The organism is Arthrobacter sp. H14, from assembly GCF_000520495.1.
Taxonomy (GTDB): domain Bacteria; phylum Actinomycetota; class Actinomycetes; order Actinomycetales; family Micrococcaceae; genus Arthrobacter_C.
This window is the reverse complement of record NZ_KI914651.1, coordinates 4,400-29,900: the sequence shown is the minus strand read 5'-3', so window position 1 is coordinate 29,900 and position 25,501 is coordinate 4,400. Positions and strand designations below refer to the sequence as shown.

The 25,501-nt window shown below is 62.6% G+C and carries 26 protein-coding genes, 1 pseudogene and 1 riboswitch; of the genes and pseudogenes, 13 read left to right on the top strand and 14 right to left on the bottom strand.

Annotation, left to right across the window (positions count from 1 at the left end; all coding sequences use genetic code 11):
* Window positions 1-900, top strand: a 900-nt coding sequence (locus tag Y707_RS25120) for a dihydrolipoamide acetyltransferase family protein (protein ID WP_051441878.1), incomplete at its 5' end; no start/stop codon positions are given.
* A 51-nt stretch (window positions 901-951) separates the two neighbouring features.
* Window positions 952-1,377 carry a group III truncated hemoglobin gene (locus tag Y707_RS0110810; RefSeq protein WP_035781248.1) on the top strand — a complete coding sequence of 142 codons (426 nt, stop codon included), beginning with the start codon at window positions 952-954 and terminating at the stop codon, window positions 1,375-1,377.
* Between the two features lie 49 nt (window positions 1,378-1,426).
* Here the strand turns inward: Y707_RS0110810 and Y707_RS25115 are convergent, their stop codons facing one another.
* From Y707_RS25115 to Y707_RS0110795, 3 genes are all read right to left on the bottom strand, one after another.
* Window positions 1,427-1,897, bottom strand: a complete 471-nt coding sequence (locus Y707_RS25115; RefSeq protein WP_035781245.1) for a pyridoxamine 5'-phosphate oxidase family protein — start codon at window positions 1,895-1,897, stop codon at window positions 1,427-1,429.
* A 118-nt stretch (window positions 1,898-2,015) separates the two neighbouring features.
* Window positions 2,016-3,188, bottom strand: a complete 1,173-nt coding sequence (locus Y707_RS0110800; protein ID WP_162150209.1) for a M14 family zinc carboxypeptidase — start codon at window positions 3,186-3,188, stop codon at window positions 2,016-2,018.
* Between the two features lie 261 nt (window positions 3,189-3,449).
* Window positions 3,450-3,638 (bottom strand): hypothetical protein, encoded by a 189-nt coding sequence (locus Y707_RS0110795; RefSeq protein ID WP_253905132.1) that lies wholly within the window; start codon window positions 3,636-3,638, stop codon window positions 3,450-3,452.
* Between the two features lie 245 nt (window positions 3,639-3,883).
* Here Y707_RS0110795 and Y707_RS0110790 point away from each other — a divergent pair, with 245 nt between their 5' ends.
* From Y707_RS0110790 to Y707_RS0110770, 5 genes are all read left to right on the top strand, one after another.
* Complete coding sequence (locus tag Y707_RS0110790) at window positions 3,884-5,167, top strand: aspartate aminotransferase family protein (protein WP_026535101.1); 1,284 nt, start codon at window positions 3,884-3,886, stop codon at window positions 5,165-5,167.
* A gap of 54 nt (window positions 5,168-5,221) precedes the next feature.
* Window positions 5,222-6,739: an NAD-dependent succinate-semialdehyde dehydrogenase gene (locus Y707_RS0110785; RefSeq protein ID WP_051441877.1), complete on the top strand. Its 1,518-nt coding sequence runs from the start codon at window positions 5,222-5,224 to the stop codon at window positions 6,737-6,739.
* Window positions 6,740-6,904: 165 nt separating this feature from the next.
* Window positions 6,905-8,086 (top strand): M24 family metallopeptidase, encoded by a 1,182-nt coding sequence (locus Y707_RS0110780; protein WP_026535099.1) that lies wholly within the window; start codon window positions 6,905-6,907, stop codon window positions 8,084-8,086.
* A gap of 11 nt (window positions 8,087-8,097) precedes the next feature.
* Entirely contained in the window at window positions 8,098-9,426 is a 1,329-nt protein-coding gene (locus tag Y707_RS25110) for an aminotransferase-like domain-containing protein (RefSeq protein WP_081744791.1), read from the top strand.
* Window positions 9,423-10,889: an MFS transporter gene (locus tag Y707_RS0110770; protein ID WP_026535098.1), complete on the top strand. Its 1,467-nt coding sequence runs from the start codon at window positions 9,423-9,425 to the stop codon at window positions 10,887-10,889. Before Y707_RS25110 ends, Y707_RS0110770 begins: the two co-directional genes overlap by 4 nt.
* Window positions 10,890-10,969: 80 nt before the next feature.
* Here the strand turns inward: Y707_RS0110770 and Y707_RS0110765 are convergent, their stop codons facing one another.
* Window positions 10,970-11,560 (bottom strand): TetR/AcrR family transcriptional regulator, encoded by a 591-nt coding sequence (locus Y707_RS0110765; RefSeq protein ID WP_051441876.1) that lies wholly within the window; start codon window positions 11,558-11,560, stop codon window positions 10,970-10,972.
* 182 nt (window positions 11,561-11,742) lie between these two features.
* Between Y707_RS0110765 and Y707_RS25105 the strand changes: the two genes are divergently transcribed.
* Complete coding sequence (locus Y707_RS25105) at window positions 11,743-12,105, top strand: ArsR/SmtB family transcription factor (protein WP_035781242.1); 363 nt, start codon at window positions 11,743-11,745, stop codon at window positions 12,103-12,105.
* Between the two features lie 37 nt (window positions 12,106-12,142).
* Here the strand turns inward: Y707_RS25105 and Y707_RS28990 are convergent, their stop codons facing one another.
* The 4 genes from Y707_RS28990 to ald form a co-directional block, all read right to left on the bottom strand.
* A complete protein-coding gene (locus Y707_RS28990) occupies window positions 12,143-12,610 on the bottom strand; it encodes a hypothetical protein (protein ID WP_051441875.1) in 468 nt (155 codons plus the stop codon).
* Window positions 12,611-12,614: 4 nt separating this feature from the next.
* Window positions 12,615-12,845 carry a DUF1508 domain-containing protein gene (locus tag Y707_RS25100; RefSeq protein ID WP_035781240.1) on the bottom strand — a complete coding sequence of 77 codons (231 nt, stop codon included), beginning with the start codon at window positions 12,843-12,845 and terminating at the stop codon, window positions 12,615-12,617.
* 150 nt (window positions 12,846-12,995) lie between these two features.
* On the bottom strand, window positions 12,996-13,727 hold the full coding sequence (locus tag Y707_RS0110745) for a GntR family transcriptional regulator (protein ID WP_026535095.1): 732 nt from the start codon (window positions 13,725-13,727) through the stop codon (window positions 12,996-12,998).
* 151 nt (window positions 13,728-13,878) lie between these two features.
* Window positions 13,879-15,000, bottom strand: a complete 1,122-nt coding sequence (gene ald, locus Y707_RS0110740) for an alanine dehydrogenase (protein ID WP_026535094.1) — start codon at window positions 14,998-15,000, stop codon at window positions 13,879-13,881.
* 359 nt (window positions 15,001-15,359) lie between these two features.
* Here ald and Y707_RS0110735 point away from each other — a divergent pair, with 359 nt between their 5' ends.
* Window positions 15,360-16,583 (top strand): PucR family transcriptional regulator, encoded by a 1,224-nt coding sequence (locus Y707_RS0110735; protein ID WP_026535093.1) that lies wholly within the window; start codon window positions 15,360-15,362, stop codon window positions 16,581-16,583.
* Between the two features lie 78 nt (window positions 16,584-16,661).
* The gene (locus Y707_RS0110730; RefSeq protein ID WP_026535092.1) at window positions 16,662-17,735 is read left to right on the top strand and encodes an alkene reductase; all 1,074 of its coding nucleotides are present in this window, start codon (window positions 16,662-16,664) and stop codon (window positions 17,733-17,735) included.
* A 90-nt stretch (window positions 17,736-17,825) separates the two neighbouring features.
* Here Y707_RS0110730 and Y707_RS0110725 read toward each other — a convergent pair whose 3' ends face one another.
* Window positions 17,826-18,029 carry a cold-shock protein gene (locus Y707_RS0110725; protein ID WP_026535091.1) on the bottom strand — a complete coding sequence of 68 codons (204 nt, stop codon included), beginning with the start codon at window positions 18,027-18,029 and terminating at the stop codon, window positions 17,826-17,828.
* Window positions 18,030-18,240: 211 nt separating this feature from the next.
* Here Y707_RS0110725 and Y707_RS0110720 point away from each other — a divergent pair, with 211 nt between their 5' ends.
* Complete coding sequence (locus tag Y707_RS0110720; RefSeq protein WP_026535090.1) at window positions 18,241-19,074, top strand: MSMEG_6728 family protein; 834 nt, start codon at window positions 18,241-18,243, stop codon at window positions 19,072-19,074.
* A gap of 111 nt (window positions 19,075-19,185) precedes the next feature.
* On the opposite strand, the gene Y707_RS0110715 is transcribed toward Y707_RS0110720, so the two are convergent.
* On the bottom strand, window positions 19,186-19,980 hold the full coding sequence (locus Y707_RS0110715) for a C40 family peptidase (RefSeq protein ID WP_081744790.1): 795 nt from the start codon (window positions 19,978-19,980) through the stop codon (window positions 19,186-19,188).
* Window positions 19,981-20,052: 72 nt separating this feature from the next.
* A riboswitch (cyclic di-AMP (ydaO/yuaA leader) is annotated at window positions 20,053-20,256 on the bottom strand.
* Between the two features lie 260 nt (window positions 20,257-20,516).
* Between Y707_RS0110715 and Y707_RS33480 the strand changes: the two genes are divergently transcribed.
* Window positions 20,517-20,903, top strand: a complete 387-nt coding sequence (locus Y707_RS33480; protein WP_081744789.1) for a mycothiol transferase — start codon at window positions 20,517-20,519, stop codon at window positions 20,901-20,903.
* Here Y707_RS33480 and Y707_RS0110705 read toward each other — a convergent pair.
* A complete protein-coding gene (locus Y707_RS0110705) occupies window positions 20,845-21,333 on the bottom strand; it encodes an acyl-CoA thioesterase (protein ID WP_026535088.1) in 489 nt (162 codons plus the stop codon). The genes Y707_RS33480 and Y707_RS0110705 overlap by 59 nt on opposite strands.
* Before the next feature lie 34 nt (window positions 21,334-21,367).
* Complete coding sequence (locus Y707_RS25095; RefSeq protein WP_051441874.1) at window positions 21,368-22,387, bottom strand: LLM class flavin-dependent oxidoreductase; 1,020 nt, start codon at window positions 22,385-22,387, stop codon at window positions 21,368-21,370.
* Between the two features lie 277 nt (window positions 22,388-22,664).
* Between Y707_RS25095 and Y707_RS0110695 the strand changes: the two genes are divergently transcribed.
* Complete coding sequence (locus Y707_RS0110695) at window positions 22,665-23,135, top strand: DUF4383 domain-containing protein (RefSeq protein ID WP_026535087.1); 471 nt, start codon at window positions 22,665-22,667, stop codon at window positions 23,133-23,135.
* Window positions 23,136-23,169: 34 nt separating this feature from the next.
* Here the strand turns inward: Y707_RS0110695 and Y707_RS0110690 are convergent, their stop codons facing one another.
* Window positions 23,170-24,654: a CoA-acylating methylmalonate-semialdehyde dehydrogenase gene (locus Y707_RS0110690; RefSeq protein ID WP_026535086.1), complete on the bottom strand. Its 1,485-nt coding sequence runs from the start codon at window positions 24,652-24,654 to the stop codon at window positions 23,170-23,172.
* 79 nt (window positions 24,655-24,733) lie between these two features.
* A pseudogene (locus Y707_RS25090) lies at window positions 24,734-25,495 on the bottom strand (NAD(P)-binding domain-containing protein); the annotation flags it as partial.
* Between the last annotated feature and the right edge of the window lie 6 nt (window positions 25,496-25,501).

Sequence of the window (25,501 nt, the reverse complement as noted above, 5' to 3'; positions counted from 1 at the left end):
GGCGCCTCGGCATCAGCGCAATCCACGACGACGTCGGTAGGGTCCCAGCCATCCGGGGCACAACGACTCCTCACCTCTCCGCTGGCCCGGCGTATCGCCCGCGAGAACAACCTCGATCTGACGACCGTGAACGGCACCGGTCCGGGGGGTCGTATTGTCCGTGCTGATGTACAAGCCGCCGTCAAGGTGCAGGGTCCCCCGGCCCAGACCAGCGAAGAATCCGACGTGATTCCGCTGTCCAATATGCGCCGCGTGACCGCACGACGGTTGACCGAAAGCGCGGCCGCTCCGCATTTCTTCCTGACCAACCTCGTCTACGTCGACCGGCTGCTGGCGTTCCGCCAGGAAGTGAACGAAAGCTACGCGGATACCGGCACCAAAGTCAGCGTGACCGACCTTCTGGTCCGCGCCTGCGCCGTCACGCTGCGTGCCCATCCGCAGGTCAATTCCTCCTGGGGCGGCGACAAAATCCTGCGGCACCGGCACATCAATGTGGGTGTCGCCGTCGCCATTGACGAAGGACTGATGGTTCCGGTGGTTAAGGGCGCGGACGCCAAAGGGCTGGACGCCATCGCGGCCGAGGCCCGCGACCTGGCCGAGCGAGCACGCGCTGGACGGCTGAAGCCCGACGAGTTCAGCGGCGGCACGTTCACTATCAGCAACTTGGGGATGTTCGGGATCGACAACTTCACCGCGGTGATAAATCCGCCTGAAGCTGCCATCCTCGCTGTCGGAGCGGCTGCTGAGGAACCGTTCGTTCAGGACGGGAAATTTCACACCCGCAAGACGATGAAGATTACGCTCACGTCGGACCACCGCGTTCTCGACGGCGCAGTGTCCGCGGCGTTCCTTCGCGATCTCAAGCGGACGCTGGAAGAGCCATTGCGGATGCTGCTGTGAACGTGCTCGGCACCCTACCGGTTAGTTTCTACGCCCTGTAGAATTCTTATTATGGAAACAGCGTTGCCCGACCTGCGGAACCGCGATGACGTCTACGACCTGGTCTACGGTTTCTACCAGCGCGTCTTCGTGGACGAACTTTTGGGTCCGGTTTTCATCGACGTGGCGCACATGGATCTGGCAGCTCATATGCCGATCATGTGCGACTTTTGGGAAACGGTTCTATTCCGTGCCGGGCTCTATCAACGCAACGCTCTGCAAAAGCACGTTGACCTGCATGACAAGGCGCCGCTGAGAGCGGAACACTTTGACCGCTGGTTGGCGGTTTGGACCGCAAATGTTGACGAACACTATGCCGGCCCTAAGGCGGAGCTGGCCAAAGTACAAGCCGGCCGCATCGCCCAATCCATCCACCGCCGATTGGAAGGGCGCTCGGGCAGCCAGTTCGAGACGATTGGAAACGCGCCGGACCGCTGAGTAGGACACCTCCAAGAGGGGAACTCCGTGCTTCACTCCGAAGCTCTCGTTATTCCGGGGCGGCGTGCGGGGCGTCCATGTATGGAGTCCGCCACTGGTCCGGATCAGCCGCGGTGAATTGCTTACCGGTCAACGATTTTGACACGATCCGTACGAAATGGTCTTTGTGGCCGGCGTGCCAGGGAAATAATGGCAGAGTAAAGCTCTCCAGCACATCTTCGGTTCTACGGATCGATTCCGCCTCGCCCTTAACAACGACGCTCCACGCCTGCGACGTGGTCGCATCATACCCGTCCACCTCGAAGGCCACTGGAGATTCAGACAGTGCCCCGGCCAGTTTGGTTCCCTCTGAGCTGCGGAAGACGATGCCGCCGTGGTCGACGACGTAGTTAACCGGAAAAATGTCCGGGTGACCGTCGATTAGAACGGCCAACCGCCCAACCTGCACGGATCGGAGCAACGCCCAGCACTCGTTTGGTGCAAGCTCCTTGACTTCATTTTCCGGATTCTCGATGCCCATGGCCTCAGTCTAACGTTCAGAAAACGTTGGCGATATGGCTCCTCATTTCAAAGCGACGAAAGGACGCCGTGGCGGGAAATCGATCCATCCGCCACGGCGCCCTTTGGCTCGTGAGTCGTTACTCGTGTGGATCGGTGATGAAATCGCCCCGCTCGCGGATGTCCTCGACGGGTTCCAGGCTTGCGGTCAACCATTCGCCGTTGGCCACGGCCTCCAGCACCGACATTCCTGCCTTCTCGGCCGTCTTGGCGATGTAGCCGTTGGACTTCGCGTCGATGTCGCCACGCATCTCAAACAGTACTGAGGCCGACCCGAGCAGTCCGTAGGCGTTACGGGCGATGCCTGGCGTCGTCGTGCTGGGGTACCGGGTGACGTTGGCATAGCCGTACTGGTCCAACTCCTGCAACAGCACCGACACGGCCTGCTTCGATCGGATGATCGTGTCGTCGAACTCCTCCGAGATGCCTAGCTTCTCGGCTTCCTCCAGCGCATTCGGCCACATGGTCGACGCCGTAATTAGTCCACCGTCATCGTCAACGTAGGAACCTTGATGATGGAAGTCCATTACCAGCTCAGGCTGGCGCTCCTCCCAGAGCAGTCGCATCGCGATGGATCCGGGAACTGGGTTGAGGTTGTCGTCGCCCTCTACATACGGGTGATCGAATGCGTTGTCGGTGTAGGAGTGGAAGCGGTTCATGTCATAGCCCCGCCCATCCTCGTAGAACGAGTCGCAGGCGAGGATGCACGTCGGGTCGTAGTTCTGCCGCCACGGAGTCGTGGCACCGGAAGCATCGGTGACATCGGCGTCGAACCCGTCCACATTGACACGCGGCACGATGGTAGCGGTCATCTCGTCACGAATGCTGTGTGCAGTCGGCGAATTGCCGCTGATGGTACGGACGATATCGAGCATTGCCTCGGAGACGACGTACTCGTTGCCGTGCTGATTGGCAATGTACATGACCGACGTCGGCCCATCGCCGATGGTGACAACGGGAATCTGCCGCCCGGTGTTGCTTTCCAACGGTGCCGGCGAGAGATCGAACGGTCCCTTGGCATGATTCTCGATGCTCTCCAGGGTCGACCACAGCTGCTCATAGCTATGGATCGCCGCCAGGTTGGAGGAGTTCTCCCCGTTCCATGGGCCGTTCGGCGTGCTTTGTGGCTCGGCGGAGGCGCTGGCGGTAAAGCCCATTGGAACCAGGGCGACCGCTGCGGCCAAACCTATCAAGCGCTTCCTGCCCGATCTCCGCGACACCTTCGACTGTTTTACTTGACTATCTGAACTCACGTTTAACTCCAACATCGAGCGATTGGGACAAACCAAGCGTTCCAATGTGGAGACGGTCCGTCAACGAAAATCCACAGGTTTGATCTTAAATGGATGCGTCCTCTAGCTACGCCCGGGGGCACCTGCTAGAATCAGCAACCGCTCGCGCCCAAAGTTGAAACAGTGCGCAGGTGCGCGTTTCGCCCGGGAGTATTTCCTGCCTGTTTTCCCGGATTAGCGCACCGGCGGATCAGTTTTACTCGCTACAGGAACGAGAATGCACTAATTCCAGGGTTTGCCCGATTTGCGGACGGCGTAGTGGTGTCCGCGGCTGTCGGATTCGATGTCGAAATCGAGCAGTTGCTTGTCCGACGCGTCCTCATAGGAATCGTGCCGGTGTACGACCGGGCTGCCCGGGTCGTCGCGGTCGGCAGGCCCGAAGAGGCGCTGGAGTTTATCCGTCTGGCGCATCAACATATCCATAAAACTTCTATGTCCAGCCATTGTTCCCACATCCTTGGAATAACCGGATACATCAAGTTTATGCCCGGCTCGGATATTGCGCCATGGCGCAAATGCGGTGCAGATGTGAGAGCCGCCGCTAGACCATGTCCGGCTGCGGCTCAATGTATGGCCGAACCCAAGCAGCTGTTCTCGATGAACCGCAAAACTAGGAATTGTTGACAATCGACAATGTGAGTTGCACCATAGTTTGCATGACTTCACTCAGCCCCGCACTCAAGCAAGCAACTCCCGTCGTCGTCGACCATGCCCTTGGCAGTTGGATTTACGGAACCGACGGCCGGGACTACCTCGACTTCACCACCGGTATCGGCGTGACCAGCACAGGGCACTGCCATCCGAAGGTAGTGGAGGCGGCCCGCGAGCAGGTCGGCAAGATCATTCACGCGCAGTACACCACTGTCATGCACAAGCCGTTGCTGGCTCTGACCGAGAAGCTGGGCGAAGTCCTTCCTGCCGGGCTCGACTCCGTCTTCTACGCCAACTCCGGATCCGAAGCCGTTGAGGCTGCGGTCCGTCTGGCCCGCATGGCCACCGGCCGACCGAACATCGTCGTCTTCCAGGGCGGTTTCCATGGCCGCACTGTCGCCGCCGCCTCGCTCACGACGGCCGGCACCAAATTCTCCGCCGGCTTCGCACCCCTGATGGCTGGCGTGCATATGTCAGCTTTCCCGTATGCCTACCGCTACGGCTGGGATGAGACGGCCGCGGTGAAGTTCGCCCTGCAGGAACTGGACTACCTTCTGCAGACCCGTACCGCACCCAATGACACTGCCGCGTTCCTGATCGAACCGGCCCTCGGCGACGGCGGTTACCTGCCCACTCCCCCGGCCTTTATGGAAGGGCTGCGCGAGCGCGCCGACCGGCACGGGATCCAGCTGATCTTCGACGAGGTGCAGGCGGGCGTGGGCCGGATGGGCAAGTTCTGGGGTCACCAGTTCTCCACCGCCACCCCGGACATCATCGTCACCGCCAAGGGCATCGCCTCCGGCTTTCCGATCTCCGCGATCGCAGCCTCGACCGAGACGATGTCGAAGGCCTGGCCGGGTTCGCAGGGCGGCACCTATGGCGGAAATGCGGTCTCTGCCGCTGCCGGCGTGGCCACCCTGGACGTGGTGAAAGAAGAGGGTTTGGTCGAGAATTCCCGGATCCGCGGCGAGCAGTTGCAGGCCGGGCTGAAGGACATCCAGTCGCACTTCCCTGTGATCGGCGATGTGCGGGGACTTGGCTTGATGCAGGGCATCGAGTTCACCACCGAAGACGGCACTCCAGATGCGACGACGGCGGCCGCTGTCCAGCAGGCGACCACCGAGCAGGGCCTGTTGACCCTGACCTGTGGCCCGGCCGGAAACGTCGTCCGCCTGATCCCCGCCTTGGTCGTGACCGCCGAGGAGATTTCCATGGGACTGGAGCGTTTCGAGGCCGCGGTGGGCGCCGTCGTCGGAGCCGTTCCCGCCACCGCCGGAGCCCGGTCCTGATCTGAACCGGCCGGCCTGACCACACCCTTCCACTGCAAGACAAAGGACTTACCAATGACATCCCAAAGCACCCTCTCCTCCGAGACCAAGCTGACCGGGGCCACGCACACCTCGCAGCGGGCGCTGGACGCCGTCGCCAAGGTCAGCACCGGCCTGTTTATCGACGGCGAGTGGTCCGAAGCCGCTTCCGGCAACCGGTTCGACGTCGTCAATCCCGCCACCGAAGAAGTTATCGCCACCGTTGCCGACGGCGGTCCTGAAGACGCCAAGCGCGCCATCGAGACAGCCGGCCGCGTGCAGAAGGAATGGGCAAAGACGTCGCCGCGGGAGCGCAGCGAAATCCTGCGGCGCGCCTACGACCTGATCATGGTCCGCCAGGACGAACTGGCCCTGATCATGACCACCGAAATGGGGAAGCCGCTGGCCGAGGCGAAGGGCGAGGTTGCGTACGCCGCCGAGTTTTTCCGCTGGTTCTCTGAGGAGGCCGTGCGGATCGGCGGCGACGTCACCACCACCGGCGATGGCAAGAACCGCATCCTGGTCTCCAAGGAACCGGTGGGCCCGTGCGTGCTGGTCACGCCGTGGAACTTCCCGCTGGCGATGGGCACACGCAAGATCGGTCCCGCCATTGCGGCAGGCTGCACCATGGTGTTCAAGCCCGCCAACCTGACCCCGTTGTCCTCGCTGGCGCTGGTGGACATCCTGATCGAGGCCGGGCTGCCCAAGGGCGTGCTCAACGTCGTCTGCACCACCAAAGCGTCCGACGTCGTGTCCCCGTGGATGTCCAGCGGGATCGCGCGCAAGGTCAGTTTCACCGGCTCCACCGAGGTAGGCGTGCGGCTGCTCGGACAGGCTGCCGAACACGTCATGCGATCGTCGATGGAACTGGGCGGAAACGCGCCCTTCATCGTCTTCGAAGACGCCGACCTTGACCGCGCGGTCGAGGGTGCGGTGGCGGCGAAGATGCGCAATATGGGCGAGGCCTGCACGGCCGCCAACCGGCTCTTCGTCCAGCGTCCGATTGCCGACGAGTTTGCCCGCCGCCTGGCGGAGCGCCTGGGTTCGCTCTCGGTGGGCAATGGGGCGGAGCCGGGTACCGACGTCGGACCCCTGGTTGAGGAAAAGGCGCTCACCAAGGTCCAGGAATTGGTCGATGACGCCACCGCCAAGGGTGCAACGGTGGTCTGCGGCGGCTCCCGGCCGGAGGGACCGGGGTATTTCTACACCCCGACCGTTCTCTCCGGCGTCAGCCCCTCCGCGGATCTGATGAGCCAGGAGATTTTCGGCCCGGTTGCCCCGGTGGTTCCATTCGATACCGAAGAGGAAGTCATCCAAATGGCCAACGACACCCCGTGGGGCCTGGTGGGGTATCTGTTCAGCCAGGACGTGGATCGCGGCTTCCGTGTGGGCGATGCCCTGGAGGTGGGCATGGTCGGCTTCAACACCGGAATTGTGTCCAACCCGGCGGCGCCGTTCGGCGGCATCAAGGCCTCCGGACTGGGCCGTGAAGGGGGCCGGGTCGGCATCGAGGAGTTCCTGGAAACCAAGTACATGGCCATCCCGCGGAGCTAATCTTCCGCGCTCAGGTCAGGCCCGGAAAAGCCGGCCGGAATCAAGGGTGTTTACACCTCTTGTTCCGGCCGGTTTTGTCATGTAGATTGTTGACAATCTACCGATACGTGACACGGATCACCCGTGTCTTAGGAGGCTGAATTGACCAATAACCACATCGCCCCGATGCTCTTCTCCGTCGAAGAGTACGAGGCACGTCTGGCGGCAGTCAGAGTGCGGATGGAAGAGCAGGGCCTGAGCGCCCTGATCGTGACCGATCCGGCGAATATCTACTACCTGACCGGCTACAACGCATGGTCCTTCTACACCCCGCAGATGGTGTTCGTGCCCGCCGACGGCGACATGATCCTCTTCAGCCGGCAGATGGACGCCAGCGGCGCTTTCCGCACCTCCTGGCTCCCCAGTGAGAACATCGTCGGATACCCCGAAAGCTATGTGCACCGCTCGCACCTGCACCCCTTCGACTGGGTCGCCTTCGCCCTCCGCGAGCGCCGCCTGATCGCGCCAGCCGCCAAGGGCTGCGTGGGCCTCGAGATGGACTCGCACTTCTTCTCCCCAAAGGCGTACCGCTCCCTGGTGAACGCCCTTCCGGAGTGGACGCTGGTGGACTGCTTCGAACTGGTCAACTGGGTCCGCTCGATCAAGTCGCCCGCCGAGATCCAGCTGATGCGCACGGCAGCCGTCATCACCAACAACGCCATGGCCGCGGCCGAGGAAACCATCCAGGTCGGCACGAGGAAGTGCGACGTGGCGGCAGCCATCACCAACGCCCAGATCAAGGGCACCGAGGAATTCGGCGGAGACTATACCGCCATCGTTCCGTTGATCCCCACCGGCGAATCCGCCGACACCCCGCACCTGACGTGGAGCGAGGACCGGCTGCGCCCCAACGAGGCCGTCGTCATCGAACTGGCCGGCGCCTACAACCGTTACCACGTCCCGTTGAACCGGACCTTCATGCCCGGCCAGCCCACGGACCAGCTGGCCCGCCTGGCGGATGCCACCGGCGAAGGCATGAACGCGATGCTCGACGTGATCCGCGACGGCGTTCCTGTGCGCGAGGTCGCCGCCGTCTGGAACCGGACGATCTTCAAGTACGGCTATGAAAAGGACTCCCGGCTGGGGTACTCCATCGGCGTCGGCTACCCGCCCGACTGGGGCGAGCACACCATCAGCATCCGCGGCGAGGACGAATCCGTTCTGCTCGAAAACATGACCTTCCACCTGATCTGTGGCATGTGGATGGACAACTACGGCTACGGGCTCTCCGAATCCATCCGGGTCACGCCCACCGGAGTGGAAACCTTCACCACCTACAAGCGCGGCCTGATCCAGATCAACAGCTAGGAACCACCCCCATGTCACTTTCCCAATTCCCCCTTGCCCGGCGGGCGGACCAGCTGGTCGGCTCCATCATCGATTCCAGCACCTCGCTGCTGGCCGCCCAGACCCACGACATCGTACGCTTTGCCATGGGTGCGCCGGCCAGCGAGGCGGTTCCGGTGGAGCTGTTCAACAGCGTCCCGGCCAAGGTCTACGATGCGTCCACCTACACCTACGGCGCCACCGAGGGTGAGCCGCACCTGATCGACGCGCTGACCGGATACCTTGCCAGCACGGCTGATCCCACCGCCCGCGAGCGCATCACCATTACGTCCGGAGGCATGCAGGGCCTGGACCTGGCCTTCAAGATCTTCGTCGATCCCGGCGATCTGGTGGTGGTGGAGAGCCCGACGTACACCAACGGCTCGGCCACCGCGCTCAGCTACGGTGCGGAACTCCTTGAAGTACCCGTGGACGACGACGGCATGATCGTTGATGAGCTGGAGGCACTGGTTGCCGCTTCAGGCCGGACGCCGAAGGCGATCTACACCATCCCCAACTTCCAGAACCCTTCCGGCACCACAATGTCCACTCCCCGGCGCCGTCGCCTGCTGGAACTGGCTCACCGCTGGAACGCCGTCATTATCGACGACGACCCGTACGGTCTGCTGCGCTTCGAAGGTGAAGATTTACCCAGCTTCAACCAGCTCAGCCCGAACGATCCGCTGGTCTTCTCCGTCCGGACCTTCTCCAAAATCCTGGCCCCCGGACTGCGGGTCGGCTGGGTGGAGACGGATCCGGCACTGCAGCAGTTGGTGATCAATGCCAAGCAGGCCATGGATACCTGCACGAATGTCCCGGGCCAGCACCTGGTCGCCGAGTTCATCCGCAGCGGCCGGCTCGACGCTCACCTGGACTGGCTTCGTGCGGAGTACCAGGGCCGCCGTGACGCTATGCAGGTCAGTATCGACCGGCATCTTGGCGCCCGCGTGCGGACCACCAACCCTGAGGGCGGGTTCTTCCTGTGGGTGACGCTGCAGGGTGAAGACGCGAAGATCGATACCCAGCGGCTCTTCGACATCGCCCTCGCCGAAGGCGTCGCCTTCATCCCGGGACCGGCACTGTCCCCCGGCGGCCGGTTCTCCGACGCCTTCCGGCTGTGCTTCGCGTCCTGCACGCCGGAGCGCACGGAAACCGGCATCATCCGGCTCGCCGCCGCCATCGAAAAGGCAAAGTCGGAACTGTCGTTCACAGTAGACTTCGAGGCTGGCCTGCCCGCCGGTTCCAACGGCGTCTCCCATGCAGGCGTCCCGGCAGGGGCATACACCTCCGCAAACCAGCTCCTCGAAGGAGGAACCCTGTGACCAATTCCCCGTCACTGAACGAGCACCCCGCTCCCAGGACAGCCCCCGGCGCAGAGCCAAACACGGCAGAAGGCAAGCGCACCCTCCACCAGTCCATCCTGGGTTCGGCGCTCGGTAACGCGGTCGAGTGGTTCGACTACGGCGTCTACGGCTACCTGACGATCTACATGGCCACCAACTTCTTCGGATCCGAGGATGGCGACGGCGGCCTCGGCGTCACGCTGACGCTGGCTACCCTGGCGCTGTCCTTCCTGGTCCGTCCGCTGGGCGGCATCATCCTGGGCCCGCTGGGCGACAAGGTCGGGCGGCAGAAGGTCATGGTCCTCACCGTCACCATGATGACGCTGGCGACCGGGGCCATTGGCCTGCTCCCCACGCTCGAGACGGTCGGCATCCTCGCCCCGGTCCTGCTGCTCCTCTGCCGGCTGGTGCAGGGCTTCTCGGCCGGTGGAGAGTACGGCGGCGCCGCCGTCTACATGGCCGAATCCGCTCCGGACCGCCGCCGCGGTTTCCTCGGTTCCTTCCTGGAATTCGGCACCACCGTCGGCTTCATCCTGGCCGCGATCGTCTGCACCACGCTGATTACGATCGTCGGCGACCAGGGCATGCAGGACGGCTGGTGGCGCCTGCCGTTCCTGCTCACCATTCCGCTGGGCTTGACGGCGTTGTGGATCCGTACCCGGCTGGTCGAGGCACCGGTGTTCTCCGAGGCTTCCGAACACGCCGAAACCACCCGGTCACCGCTGCGGCACGTGTTCCGGAATAACTGGCGGCAGATCCTGGTCCTCGCCGGCTTCGTGGTGCTGTTGAATGTGGCCTTCTACCTGATCCTCGGCTACATGCCCACGTACCTCAGCGGCCAGCTCGGCCACAGTACCGCCCAGGGAAACTGGATGCTGGTGGCGATCATGGCCTTGATGCTTGTGGCCATTCCGCCGATGGGGGCGTTGTCGGACCGCGTCGGACGCAAACCGTTGCTGCTCACCGCCGCCGTCGGCTACACCCTGCTTTCGGTGCCGGCCGTCATGCTGCTGGGCCTGCCGAACCTGATCCTGCAGTTCATCGGGCTTGCGGTGCTGGGCCTGCTGCTGGTGATCCTGGTGTCATCGGTATCCTCCACGCTGCCGGCACTCTTCCCGACGGCGGTGCGCTACACCGGGTTTGCCATCGCCTACAACTTCTCCACCGCGTTCTTTGCCGGTCCATCACAGACCCTTGCGAACCAGCTGATTGAAACCACGGGGAACCAACTGGTGCCCGGCTGGTACATGGCGATCGCCGGCGTGATTGGCTTCGTCAGCATCCTGTTCATGCGGGAAACCTCGCAGGCGTCGCTGCGCGGGGAGGAACTTCCCGGCGTTCCGGCATCGCTCGGCTTGGCGGACACGAAGTACGTGGAACTGAACCGCGAGGCCGCAGACGCCGGCCGCGCCAGGTACGACGCGGCGGCCAAGACCGGGTAAGCCTTTTCGGCCGGGCAAGACGGCTTTCAGGGGTCCTTCAGCGTTTCGGCGCTGGAGGATCTCTATCGTTGTCGACGGCGTCAGGCTTGGGCGCGGTGTTTTTCTATCAGCCAGCGGGCCATTTCCTGGCCGCGGCGGGCGGCATAGGCATCGCCCTCGGTCGCGGAGATGATTGAGCCCTTCATCAGGATGTGCCATGACCGGGTGAAGCCATCCACGTCGCGCAGTCCCGCTTCGGCGGCAAGAATGCCGATCTGTTCGCGGATCCTGGCCAGGTATTCGATACTGGCCCGTCCGAGCACGTTTTCAGGTCCCATCTCCAGCAGCACGTTTATGAACGAACAAGCCTCAAAGTCGTCGCGCTGGAACCAATCGTGGAAGACGTCGAAGACCGCCAGCAGCCGCTCTTCCGGGGTGCTGCCCCGCTTGCAGGCTTCGGCGACGATGTAGTTGCGGGTCCAGACTTCCTCACGACGTTCGAGGAAGGCCAACACCAGCGCGTCCTTGGACGGAAAATGCCGGTAGAACGTGGCTTTGGCAACTCCCGCTGCCGCAATAATCTCATCCACTCCCACTCCGCGGACGCCGCGTTGGGCAAAGAGGGTATAGGCGGACGAAAGTACTTTCTCCTTCGCCTGAACTGTGTCAGGTATCTCCCTCTGGCCCGTCATGCCATCAACGGTACATTCACGGCTACAAGAAAGACAGTTCTGTCTTGTAACACAGTAGAATGTCCTGCTAAGAGCAGCAATGGTGTTAGATTATGGTCGAGACAGACCTTTCTATCTCCTGGGGTGGCAAAGTTTCCACTTCAGAACAGTTGCATTGAGAATATCGAGCTGAAGGGCGTTCCATGAACAGCAGTCCCCGTTCCTCTGAACGCCTTGCTGATTTTCAAGCGGATCTGTTCAAAGCGATGGCACACCCAGCGCGGGTGATGATTCTCCGGATGCTCAACTCGGCCGAATCCATGACCGTCGGCGAACTACGCACGGAAACCGGCCTTGAGGCGTCAAACCTTTCACAGCATCTTGGCGTCCTGCGCCGCAGCCACCTGATTGCGTCGTCCCGCCCGGTTGGCCAAGTGTCCTACCAACTGACATGCGGGGAAGTTTCCGGCCTGCTTGATCACGCACAGCTGCTGCTGCAGACCCTGATGGACAACAATCAGCAGGACCTTCAGCAGTCGGCAACCGCAGGCCGGCACACTACGTAGGCAAAACGCGCCGTCGCCCGCTTCAGCAAGGGATATGTTACTCGGCCAGCGTTGTCACTGCAGGCTGGAGCACCAGCAGCCGGCAAGGGCTCTGAAACGGGTCCACAGATGCGGGAAGCCGCCCCTCTCTCGAGACCGAAAGAATCTCTTCCAAGGGGCCGGGTTCAACCGCGGCATCCCTGAAGTCGACGACGATGTCCAAGTCTTCTGCGACGCCATTGGCCCGTTTCGCCAGGACGTACACGGCTCTGAGATTCTGACCGGTCACCGTGCCCCGGACGACGATCCTGATGGTTCCTCCATCAAGGTTTACACCGACCAGGACGTCGAGTCTCGGATTCCGCGTGGATTCCTCCCCCGGAAGCCGGACGTGGCGGTCACGGTGGAGGCGCCGTTTCCGGTGCAACCTTGCCGCAGCATGGTCGGTTAGAAGGTCGGGGACACCGGTCAGCGTTGGAAATACTGCTTGGGTCTGCAAAGAATCGTCGAAGTGCTGAGCAGACACGGGTTCACCTCCGGATCAACAATGACGGCGGCGGATTCTCCGAAGGCAGCGGCTTCGCCGACTGGTCGACGATGTGCCCGGACGCCGCATTCTCGCGTACCGAAGCGATGGCGGCGACCGCTTCGGCCTTCGCGTCGAACCGGCCGGAGATGACCAGGACACCGTCATCGCCGCCTGTCAGTCTGAACCGGAACCCGACAATACTGTCGCCGAATATTTCGAACTGTCCCACCATAGGCCTGTTTCCGTTCAAACTGGTCAGCCGTCGCCCTTCCACTTTGAAAGGCGCGGTTTAGCTTTTTATCAATTTATAAAAGAGTGTCCCATGGATGGCGGTTGGTCAATGGTTTTGCAATATATTTCCTTCTGTGGCGCCGTCCCGGACTCAGCTTGCCGCATCCACGGTCACGCCGTTGGCCGCTTCGCCTTCCGGGTTGCCCGCGGCGAGCATGCCTCTAGTGATTTTTTCAACGGCATCGTCCATGTGGTGTGCCAGCAGCTTATTGAACAGCGGGACGTCCGGGGCGCCGATAGCGTCGGCAATCGCAACGTGTTCGGCCAGCCGCGCCTCTGGGGTGTAACCGGTGTCCTCCAGGACCGCCATGCACATCCGCGTCTCGGTTATCAGCGTGGCGTGCATGGCCGACAGCCTGGGGCTTTCGGCCAGCCGGACCAGCAGCTCGTGGAACTCAATGTCAAGGTCGCTGAGCACCCTCCCCCGCTTGCCGGCGTCGATCGCTTTCGCCATCTTGTCGGTCACCTGCCTCAGTGCGGCCGCAACCTCCTCATGGCGGCCTTCGAGCTCGATGATTTTCAGCACCGCGGAGCGTTCCACAGAAGTGCGGGCCAAGTACATGTCACTGATGTCGGCCGGTTCAAGTTCCGTCACGAAAATACCGCGGTTACGGATGCTGACCAGCAGACCTTCTTGAGTCAGCCGCTGCATGGCCTCCCGCAGCGGTCCGCGGCTGACACCCAGCTCAGCGGCAAGTTCCGCCTCCACCAGCTGCTGCCCCGGTTCCAGATCGCCACGCCCCATCGCGTAGCGAAGCTTGCGGGCGATGATCGCCGGAGTGGATTCCTGAACCAGAGGCTCGATAAATCTGTGGCTTGCCATGGAGTTCCTTGCTGTCGGTCCGTGGCAGGCGAAGGATATACCGCCTGTCCTGTTGCAGACAATCTTACAACCTGACCTCGACGGCGCCTATGGCTGGGGACAAAGCAGGGGATGGCCGGCATCGCCGTCCCCTGCTTCGGTGGCAGTGCGCCTAGACGGTCGTCAGTTCACGCTTGCGACTGGGCGTCATGGGACCATGGGCCTCCAGCACGGAGCGGTGGGTGATTTCGCCACCGGCCACGTTAAGCCCGGCTGCAAGCGCCGGATCCTTCGCCATCGCGGCTTCGACGCCGAGATCCGCCAGCGCGACGGCATACCGCAGCGTGACATTGGTCAGTGCATAAGTGGAGGTGTTCGGTACCGCACCAGGCATGTTCGCCACGCAGTAGTAGGTTGAACCATGCACGGGGAACGTCGGTTCGGCATGGCTGGTAGGTCGGCTGCCCTCGAAGCAGCCACCCTGGTCCACCGCGATGTCGACCAGCACGCTGCCTGGCTTCATCTTGGCAACAAGGTCCTTGGTGACCAGTTTGGGGGCGCGGGCGCCGGGGATCAGGACGGAACCGATCACCAGGTCCGATTCCACGACGGCGCGCTCAATCTCCGTGCTGTTGGAGGCGATGGTCCTCAGCCGGCCGGCGTACTGGGCGTCCAGCTCGCGCAGCCGGTTGATGTTGACGTCCAGGATGGTCACGTCGGCGCCCATGCCAACGGCCATCGCGGCGGCATTGGTTCCGGCCACGCCTGCACCAATGACGGTTACCTTGGCCGGGTGGACGCCGGGAACACCGCCAAGGAGCACACCGGGGCCGCCGGCGGGAACGCTCAGGGAATGCGCGCCGACCTGTACGGAGAGCCGTCCGGCAACTTCACTCATCGGCGCAAGCAACGGAAGTGCTCCATTGGCGGTCTGGACGGTCTCGTAGGCGATGGCCGTCACGCCGGAATCGACCAACGCCCGGGTCAGCTCCGGCTCGGCCGCCAGGTGCAGGTAGGTGAAGAGGATCAGGCCCTCACGGAAGTGCCGATACTCGGAGGCGATCGGCTCTTTGACTTTCATGACCATGTCCGCACGGGACCACGTCTCATCGGCGTTCGCTACGATCTCGGCACCGGCGGCGACGTATTCGGCATCCTCGATCCGCGAACCGACCCCGGCACCAGCCTCGATCAGCACACGGTGGCCGTGGTTGAGCAGTTCGTTCACTCCGGAAGCCGTGATGGCAACGCGGAACTCGTTGTTCTTGATCTCCTTGGGAACACCGATGATCATGGGAATCTCCGTAAGCATATGGTTGAAACAGCGCCGAAACAGGCGGTGGGATAACTCTAAAACTGAAGTTTTCGACGTCGTTCCCGTCCTGCTTGCCCGCCGCCAGTTGAAGCGGCCCCAAATGCCGTTTCTGTAGGCTCTGACAAGCATGCTCGATGAGGCGAAAATCCGCGTCATTCCGGGCCAGATGTCGTGGACGCGGCGCTGTGGGCGGAGTTGATGAATGTGACCGTTACCACATTGCTGTATTGTTGACAATCGACATATGTCGCGTTGCCGCGCGTCAACTGTCGCCTGTTGTCTGTACGATGATCTGCACCTGAGAGACCCGGGCCAGGAACCAAACCGAGGAGACCGGTATGAAGAGCACCGACGTCGAGCAGGCCGTGGAATCCATTGCCCAGGAGCTGCACCACGGCGTTTCCGTCGAGGATCTCGACGGCGAACTCATCGCGTACAGCAGCCATCAGGCCTCGGCGGATCCGGTGCGGGTCAACTTCCTGCTGAGCAAGAAGGTGCCCTCCGACGTCAGCGCCTGGCAGCTCAGCCACGGGATCGCGACCTCCGTCCGCCCGGTGGTGGTGCCGGCCAACGAATCGCTGGGCATGCTCGGCCGGGTGTGCGTTCCGCTGCTGGTGCGTGGCTTCCGGGTCGGGTATCTCTGGGTCCTGCATGAGCAGGCGGAGCAGGCACCCGATGACATCCTTGCCGCCCTGCCCGGGATCCGGCCGTTGGTCGACGGCCTCGCCGGGCATCTGCTGGACACCAATACGCCCGAATCCGATGCCCGGCGCCGGCGCGAAGCGGAATTCCTGTCGGCCTGCTCCGGTGACGATGCCGCCGTCGAAAGCGTGGCCGGATGGCCGGAAGTGCAGGGCCGGCAGCCTTGGGTAATCGGCTCCATCATGGAACGGAGCGCGGACCCGGATACAACCATGGCGGAACTGGCAGACCCGGAGGCGGCCGTGCTGCTGCAGCGGATTTCCGTCCTGCATGCCACCGTGGGCCGGCGGCCGGCACTGTTCAGCGCCGGCGCCCTGCAGCATGCCGTCATTCTCTTCCGCGATATGGCCGGACGGGGCGAACATGCGGAGGTCCTGAAGCGCTACAGCGCGGAGATTTCGCGGCGCGGTGGGCATTCGGAGCGGCCTGACATCCTGGGGCTGAGCGAGCCGTTTTCAGACCTGCGGAACCTTCCGGATGCCTATGCACAGTCGAAGTCGGCCGTGCAGGCAGCCGCCGTCGACCCGCTGATCGGGCCGCTGACGGATTACCGGGACACCGGTGTGTACCAGTTTTTCGCCGCGGGCAGGGGCGGCCTTCCGGCACAGTCCGTGCACTTCCGGAACCTTCAGGAGCAGGACCGCAACGGCGAACTATTGCCGGTCCTGGAACTGCTCTACGACACCGACGGTTCGGTCGCCGACGTCGCCGCGCAGCTGCATTTGCACCGCAGCAGCGTCTACAACCGGCTGGCCCGGGTGCGCTCCGTCATCGGCGCGGATCCGCTCAAGGGCAGGACACGGCTGGAGTTGCACGTGGCCATGAAGGCGATCCGCTGGGCCCAGCGGCCGCGGCTGTGACTCCCCTCTCGGACGGAATAGCCACATGGGGCCGTCGGGTTGGCGTCTATGGAACCAACACCATAGAAAGAGTGGCTCGTGAATCTGTTTTCCCCCATTACCCTCGGCGATATCGAATTGCCCAACCGGCTGATCATGGCCCCGCTGACGCGTTCGCGCTCGGGCCGCGAAGGCGTACCTGGTGCGTTGAATGTTGAGCATTACCGGCAGCGGGCTTCGCTCGGCTTGCTGGTCACCGAGGGAACTTATCCGAGCCAGGCCGGACGGGGATTTCCGGGCCAGCCCGGTTTAGTGACCGAAGACCAACTTGAGGGCTGGACCCAGGTGGTCGAGGCCGTGCATGGCGCCGGCGGCCGGATTTTCGGCCAGGTCATGCATGCCGGGAGGGTCACCCACCCGGGCACCAACGGTGGGCTGCAGCCGGTGGCTCCCAGCGCCATCGCCATTGACGGCGATGCCCACACTTATGAGGGCAAGCAGCCCTACCCGGTGCCGCATGCACTGACCACTGCGGAGATCCCGGAGGTCCTCGAGGAGTTCGTGAAGGCTTCCCGGAACGCCATCGCCGCGGGGATGGATGGAGTTGAGCTGCACGGCGCCAACGGCTACCTGCTGCACGAGTTCCTCTCCCCCGCCTCGAACCAGCGTGAGGACAGCTACGGCGGCTCGCCCGCGAACCGCGCGCGTTTCGTCGTCGAACTTGTTACAGCTGTGGCGGACGCGATCGGCGCCGGCCGGGTGGGACTGCGCATTTCGCCCGAGCACAATATCCAGGACGCGTTCGAACGGGATGCTGAAGATGTGCAGGCAACCTACGGTGCACTGGTCGAGGCGCTGGCGCCGCTGCAGCTGGCCTACCTGAGCATCCTGCACAAGGATCCCGCGGGTCCGCTGGTGCAGAACCTCCGCGCCGGTTTCAACGGCCCGGTGCTGGCCAACAGTGGTTTCGGCGTCATCACAACACGCGAGGAAGCTCTGTCACTCCTCGACGACGGGCACGCCGAGGCCGTCGTCGTCGGACGCCCTGCGATTGCCAATCCTGACCTGGTCCGCCGCTGGCAGGAAGATCTGCCGTTGAACGCGCCGGACCCGTCGACGTTCTACTCCCAGGGCGCCGAGGGATACATCGATTACCCGGCCTTGCAGAACTGATTATCCGCACGCGGGGTTAAATAAAGCAGGGCGGGAATTGCTTCCCGCCCTGCTTTACCGGTTCTGAAATCAGAACCTCAAGTCACCTGATTAGCTGACCTTGATGTTTACAGCCTGAGGACCCTTGGGGCCCTGCTCGGTCTCAAAGCTAACCTTCTGGTTCTCTTCGAGGGAGCGGTAGCCACCTGCGTCGATCGCGGAGTAATGCGCGAAAACATCGGCACTTCCGTCATCGGGAGCAATGAAGCCAAAGCCCTTTTCGGAGTTGAACCATTTCACGGTACCTGTTGCCATTTTTAATCATCCTTCTGTGTTGAGACGCTTCCCGACTTTCGGGGGATCTCAGTCGCGGCGTTCTTTTCCGCTTCATACAGAAAAAGCGACGTTCCCGTTTGGGCCCGCCGCTCGAAATACAAATGCGCAACACTACAACTGCAAACCACTCTACACGAAACTTGGCGAACATTGCACATCGGGTGGTTCCGGCGCGTGGAACACTGGCACCATGCAGACATTCCTGCCGTATCCGGACTTCGCTGCGAGCGCCGCCGTCCTCGATCAGGCCCGGCTCGGCAAGCAGCGCGTCGAGACCCTGCAGATCCTCCGCGCGCTCGTGATCCCGGACTACGGTTGGCGGCGGCATCCGGCAGTGCTGATGTGGAGCGGACACGTGCCGGCGCTGACGCTGTACGGTCTGGCGATGGTGGCCGAATGGGTGGACCGCGGGCACGAGGACAGCACGCAGGGAAACATTCTCGAATTCGCACCCGGCGTGCTCGACGACGGCGATACCTCCATGCCACCGTGGCTCGGCGACCACGAGTTCCACCGCGGCCACCAGTCGAATCTGATCCTGAAGTCGCCGGAGTTCTACCAAAGCCGCTTTCCCGGGGTCGACGGCGGACTCCCCTATGTCTGGCCGGAACCGGCCGGGTCCGCGGTTCCGCAGGATCCGGAGGCCGGGAACCGGCTGTGGATCTGGCAGGACAGGACGAGCGCCGCACGTTCGGCTGCATCATCTACAGGCGGACCGCTCCGCGACCTCACCATGGCGGCCAGTGCGCCGGGAAAACGCCCCTCACCAAAGTGGCGCCGGCAGCTGGAGGCGTTTACCGCTGTCGCACGTGAGGGAGATTCTGTGGCCGTGCCGGACAACGGTGGGCAGCGCTTTTCCACCGGAACTCTCGACAGGCTGGAGATTGACGACGACGGCGTTGCCCGCCGCAGTGTCCTGCTCACCAGAGAACTGCACCGCCACGACTTCAGCTATCCCGCCCTGCTCCAGGACCCCCGGACTTTCTTCGCTGTACCGTCGCCGGCCGCAATTGACGTCGCTTAAAAGCCAGTGCCCGGCCGGAAAACCCGGCCGGGCACTGACAGGAGGCAATCTTCAACGCAGGACTCTGCGGTCAACCAGTATTGACCGTCCTACTCCGAAGTGTGCCGGACTCTAGATCCGGTAGAAGGAAGGTCCGGATCCGATGTCCACGCTCTCGACAACGGTCTGGTTCCCTTCCCATCCACTGTGGATGGCCTTGCCGTCACCAATGTAGATGGCGTTATGGGGAACGCCCGCGCCGCCGTCTTCGTAGTAAACGAAGTCACCGGGCTGGGGATTCGATACCGGGGTACCGGATTCCATCAGTGATGCAGGAGATTCGTCTCCGACTCCGCTGACGCCGGCGGCCTTCAGTGCCTGCTCACCCAGTACAGTGCAGTCCTGGATGGCTCCCAGCTGGGATTTAGCGGATTCGACAATGGTCGAATTGGTCGCCGACGACGGAATTTCCGTGACGTTGGAGCTCACCGTTGTAACGGAGGATGCTGCATCCTTTTCGGCAGCGGCTGCGGGTGCCGAAGCTGCTGCTCCCGCGGCGGGGGCCGCTGGGGCGGCGGGCAGGTTAGCTGCATCCGCAGCACCGGCTGCCGGCAGTTGGATTTCATCGCCGGGGAAAATGATCGTGCTGGCGGTGAGCCCGTTTGCGGACAGGACGGCGCCGAGGCTGAGCCCGTGCTGGGCAGCGATGCTCCCCAGGGTGTCTCCCGCCTCGACCGTATGGGTCATTGTTCCGGTCGATGCCTGGGCACCCGAGACGGAAGCTGCGGCCGGAGCCGTGGTGCTGCCTGCGCCCGCACCGGCATCCGTTCCTCCGGCATGGGCCGGAGCGCCAATTCCCACCATCAGGGTGGATGCTGCGGCAAGAGCAGCTACGGAACGGCCAATACCGCCGCGATGGGAAGACACAGCCTTCGAGATGGACTTGAAGCCTGCGTTGTTTGCACGGTGACGCGCTGTTTGAAGATTCTTAGACAAATTAGTCCCTCTCCCAATGCCTGCGGGGTGAGCTGTCGGGTTCGGATGGGAGACACCCGGCCACGCAACATCCGGCGCAGCCAGTACTACGCGGATGTCTATGCGGCTTAACCCCAAGGGTTTCCTTGTGGGGAACCCATATCTGGTTCCCCCGCCTCTGCCGTGATGTGTTGCGAACGGACCTTGTGACAGCGGCAGAGTTAGGCAATCTGTCCAAGGGTGTCGGCCAATATGACGGGCCGGAGCACGGTCTCCAAACTACATCGCCCTTTCTTCCAATGTCACATTTTGGTAACGAAAAGTGGGGGGAAACACTCTGGCGTGATCCAGATCACTTTGACTACTCAGCGCCTGAGGGCGGTCCAAACCAGTCGGTCAACGCGTCCTCAAAGGCCTGATTCACTCCCGTCCCCGACCCACGCGACATATCCGTCGGGCGCTCCTTGCTGTTTCTGTAAGGTCAAAACATGACTACGCTCGGAAGCCACGACCCAATTGGTTTCGTGGCTCCTTTACACGAACAGTTCCAGACTTTTCTGGACGATCATCGCCGAGCACTTCACGACTCGCTCCATGACGTTACGGAGGAGGAGTCGCGCGCCCGTCTCGTTCCGTCCAAGACGACCCTGCTTGGACTGGTGAAGCATGCAACCTTTGTGGAGCTTGTGTGGTTCAACGAAGCCATCACCGGCAAAACCCGGGCGGCCACGCGGATATCCTGCGGGAACAGATTATTGCAGGCCGCAGCGCAAAGAGGACGCAGGAGCTTTAGCGAAAATGGGACCTTCGTCGGAGTCATTCCATTATTGAAGCGGCTTCGTAAGGCACAACCATGGCCTTCTGTTCGGGGCTGATCCTTTGCAGACGTCCGGACTCCGCCGAGACGAAAGCAATACTGGTTTGCGCCGTCACGCATACGACGTCGGTTACCGGGTCCAGGAGCAGATAGTTGATAGCCAGGCTTGCAGCCTTCAGATCACTGACCCAGACCTTGGCGTTCAACGGGATGTTGCGGTACTCCAAGGAAGCCTTGTACTTCACCCGGTGCTCCACCACAAGGGCCTGCGTTTCCGCCGGCAACGAGGAGAAGAACGGCACTTCCGTCTCCCGGCCCGGCCTGCCGGTTCCACCCGGAGGGCCAAAAGCACCAATACGTGCTTCCTCAAGAATGCGGACAACTTCCACATTGTTGATGTGTCCGTAGGCGTCCATGTCGCCCCAGCGCATCGTGATGCTGCAGGTGATCGCCTCTTCGGGGAAAGCTGTACCGGCGGAAGTCGTCATACTCCTGTTCTTACCAGAACGATGCCTAAAGCACTCAACGCGTGTCAGCAGTACTGGTTACCCGCTGTCGCTGGTCCAGTCCGGTAACCTCTGCCAGCAGCTCGTAGGACCGCAGCCAGGCTTCCGTGGTATTCGTCTGGCTCGCCACAATCAGTTCGTCCGCCTGGGCATGCTTGGCGAAGCCGTCGATGTACTCCTTGACGTCGTCGGGCGTTCCGACAGCCGAATATTTCATCATCTGCAGGACCTGCTGCCCGGCTGGCGCTTCCAGGATCATGTCCGCCTCGTCGTCGGTAAATGTACGTCCCCGGCCCACGAGCTGCGTCACCCTGCGGCGCTTGGTGGCCAGGAACTGCTTCTGCGCTTCCTCGTCGGTATCGGCTGCGATGACATTGACGCCGGCGATGACGTACGGCTCTTCCAGTTGGGCCGAGGGCTGGAAATCCCGCCGGTACACTGCGACGGCATCTTGCAGCGCATTGGGCGCAAAGTGCGACGCGAACGAGTAGGGCAGTCCGAGCGCGGCGGCCAGTTTGGCGCCAAACAGCGAGGAGCCGAGGATGTAGAGCGGCACGTTGGTGCCCTTGCCCGGGATGGCGTCCACGCCCTTGATCAGGGTTTCACCGGTGAGGTAGCCCTGCAGTTCCTGAACGTCCTGCGGAAAGCTTTCGGCCGACGACGGATCCCGCCTCAGTGCGCGCATCGTGTTCTGGTCGCTGCCCGGTGCGCGTCCGAGGCCAAGATCGATGCGTCCGGGATGCAGGGTTTCCAGGGTTCCGAACTGCTCGGCGATGGTCAGCGGCGCGTGGTTGGGCAGCATCACTCCTCCGGCGCCGAGACGGATCGTCTTCGTCTGGCTCGCAATATGGCCGATCAGCACGCTAGTAGCAGAGGAAGCGATGGTCGACATATTGTGGTGCTCTGCGTACCAGATCCGCCGGTAGCCCCAGTCCTCGGCGTGTTGTGCAAGGGAGACGCTGGCGGCGAAGCTGTCCCGTGCGGTGACGCCTTCGCCAATGTGCGCGAGGTCGAGAATCGAGAGTGGAACTGTCACGGGGGTAGGCCTTTCGCAGCGGTTATCGGGGCAAGCAACACTGTTTTGATTGCCCGGGGATACCGGGTGCAACCTCCGGCCGGCTCCCGTTATTTCAAGGGGCCCGATGCGCCGTCGAAAATCCCGTTTCCGTTCCCAATTTGAGACCAATGACCATATCCAGCGCGGCATGTTCGGACGTAACATTAAGGCGCTGGTAAGGCGCCAGATGCGCCGTATCAACGGGCCGGACAATGCCCGGCCGAATTGGTCCTACTCACTCAATTAGGAGGGGGAAATGACTACGGCATCCCATGATGCATCCGGTATGCATATGACGCGCGGCCATGTAAGAAATGCCGCAATTGGAACCGGCGTAGTGTTTCTGCTTTTAGGCGTCCTGGGATTCATCCCGGGCATCACGACCCAGTACGGCGAAATGGCATTCGCATCTGGTTCGGAGGCGCTGCTTTTGGGCGCAATCCAAGTATCGATGCTGCTCAACATCGTCTACCTGCTCGTCGGAGCGGCCGGCGTGGCGATGAGCAAGAGCGCGACGATGGCGCGTGACTTCCTCCTCGGCAGCGGCGCGCTGTTCCTCCTGTTGTGGATCTACGGACTCGTCATCGACCTGTCCACGGGAGCGAACTTCCTGTCCTTCAACGCGGGCACAAACTGGCTCCATCTGGTGCTCGGTGTCGTCGCGGGCGGCCTTGGCATTGCCTACATGGCACGCCACCGCGGAGGTGACGCAACTGATCACGCATAATCGCACCACCTGAGTCATTCATTCTCTTTAAACGTTAGACCACCTGCGGGAAGCCGAGGTCGATTTCGGAAGTGGAGGGATCCGGCCAGCGGGTGGTGACAACCTTGCTGCGGGTGTAGAACCGGATGCTGTCCGGGCCATACATATGGGTGTCGCCGAACAGGGAGCTCTTCCAGCCGCCGAAGGAGAACGAGCCAACCGGAACCGGGATGGGCACATTGACGCCGACCATTCCCGCCTCGATCTCAAACTCGAACTGCCGTGCTGCGCCGCCGTCGCGGGTGAAGATCGCGACGCCGTTGCCGAACTCGTTCTCATTGGTGAGCTGGACGGCGTCGTTAAAGGTTTCGACCCGGACGACGGATAAGACGGGGCCGAAGATCTCGTCGTCGTACACCTTCATTCCCGGCTTGACGTGGTCGACCAGACTGACGCCGGTGAAGAAGCCGTCCGAATCGAACTTCTGCTGGGTTCCATCCACCACCACCGTGGCGCCCTCGTCGGCTGCGCCGGAAACGTACCCTGCCACCCTGTCGCGGTGTTCGGCGGTGATGAGCGGTCCCATTTGGGAAGCGGGATCCGTGCCGGGGCCGATCTTGAGCGTGGCCATGCGTTCCTTGATGGCAGCCACCAGGTCATCGGCGATATTGCCGACGGCGACGAGCACGCTGACCGCCATGCACCGCTCTCCGGCGGAACCGTAGGCCGCGGAAATCGCAGCGTCGGCCGCCATCGCCAGGTCTGCATCCGGGAGGACCACCATGTGGTTCTTCGCGCCGCCGAGGGCCTGGACGCGCTTGCCCCGTTCGCTGGCGCGCTGGTAGATCGACTTGGCAATCGGCGTCGAACCGACGAAACTCACGGCCTTGACCTGCGGATCCTCCAGCAGGACATCGACGGCTTCCTTATCGCCGTGCACCACGTTCAGGACGCCATCGGGCAGTCCCGCTTCGGAGAAGATTTCCGCAATGAACACCGCCGACGACGGGTCCTTCTCACTGGGCTTGAGCAGCACGGTGTTGCCACAGGCGAGGGCACTGCCGATCATCCACAACGGCACCATCGCCGGGAAATTGAACGGCGTGATGCAGGCGACGACGCCGACGGGCTGGCGGACGGAGTGCACGTCGATTCCGCCGGAGACCTGCTCGGAGTATTCCCCCTTGAGCATGTGGGACAAGCCGGTGGCGAATTCGATATTCTCCAGCCCGCGGGTGATCTCGCCTTCGGCGTCGGAAAGGACCTTGCCATGCTCGCTGGTGAGGATTGCGGCCAGTTCAGCTTTGCGCTCGTTCATCAGTTCACGAACACGGAAGAAGATGTTGGTGCGCTTGGCGAGGCTGGTGGCGCGCCATCCGGGAAGCGCCGCGCGGGCTGCTTCGATGGCCTCTTCGACCCGGGCTCCGGACGCGAGCGCAACTTCCTTGTCCTGCTGGCCTGTGGCGGGGTTGAAGACGGGCCCGAAGCGCTCGGCGTCGGCAACCTTGCGGCCATTAATGTAATGCGGAATGCGTTCCATAAAGATTCTTCCAGTCTGTTTCAAGGATGGGTGGGTGCGGGAGGCATTAACCCGCAGCGCGGGCGGTCCTCGATTGGCGCTACTTGGCCTGGTTCAGGGTGTCGTCGACCAGCTTGATGATCTGCGAGCAGTCCTTGCCCGCCTGGCCGGAATCGATCAGGCGCTGGAACAGCTGCTGGACGTGCTCGCCGATCTCCAGCGGAGTATCCGTTTCCTTTGCCGCGGCAATGGCGAGGTTGATGTCCTTGTTGGCCAGTTCGGCGGTGAAGGTCGGCGCGAAGTCGTTGTTGGAGGCAGCGGTGGGAACCACTCCCGGCACCGGGTACCAGGTTCGCAGCGCCCAGCTGTCGCCTGACGAAACGGAGGCGATGTCCCAGAAGACCTGCTTGTCCAGTCCGAGTCGGTCCGCCAATACGGCCCCCTCGGCGGTCGCCGCCAGGTTTATGAACAGCATCAGGTTGTTGCAGATTTTGGCGGCCTGGCCGGTCGTGGCAGCACCGGTGGCGATGATGTTGCCGGACATCGGTTCGATGAAGCCACTGGCGTCCCGCACCGCACCGTCTTCGCCACCGACCATGAAGGTCAGCGTGCCGGCCTGGGCGCCGCTCATTCCACCGGAAACGGGTGCATCGACGAAGCGGAAGCCGGCGGCAGCGGCGGCGTCGTGCAGTGCGCGCGCCGATTCGACGTCAATAGTTGAGGAGTCCACCAGCAGGGTGTCGGTGCCGGCATGCGCGAGCACGCCATCAGCTTCAAGGTAGACCGTGCGGGCATGGTCACCCTTGGGAAGCATGGTGAAGACCACGTCCGCGCCGCTGACGGCTTCGGCGATGGAGGCGACCGGCTA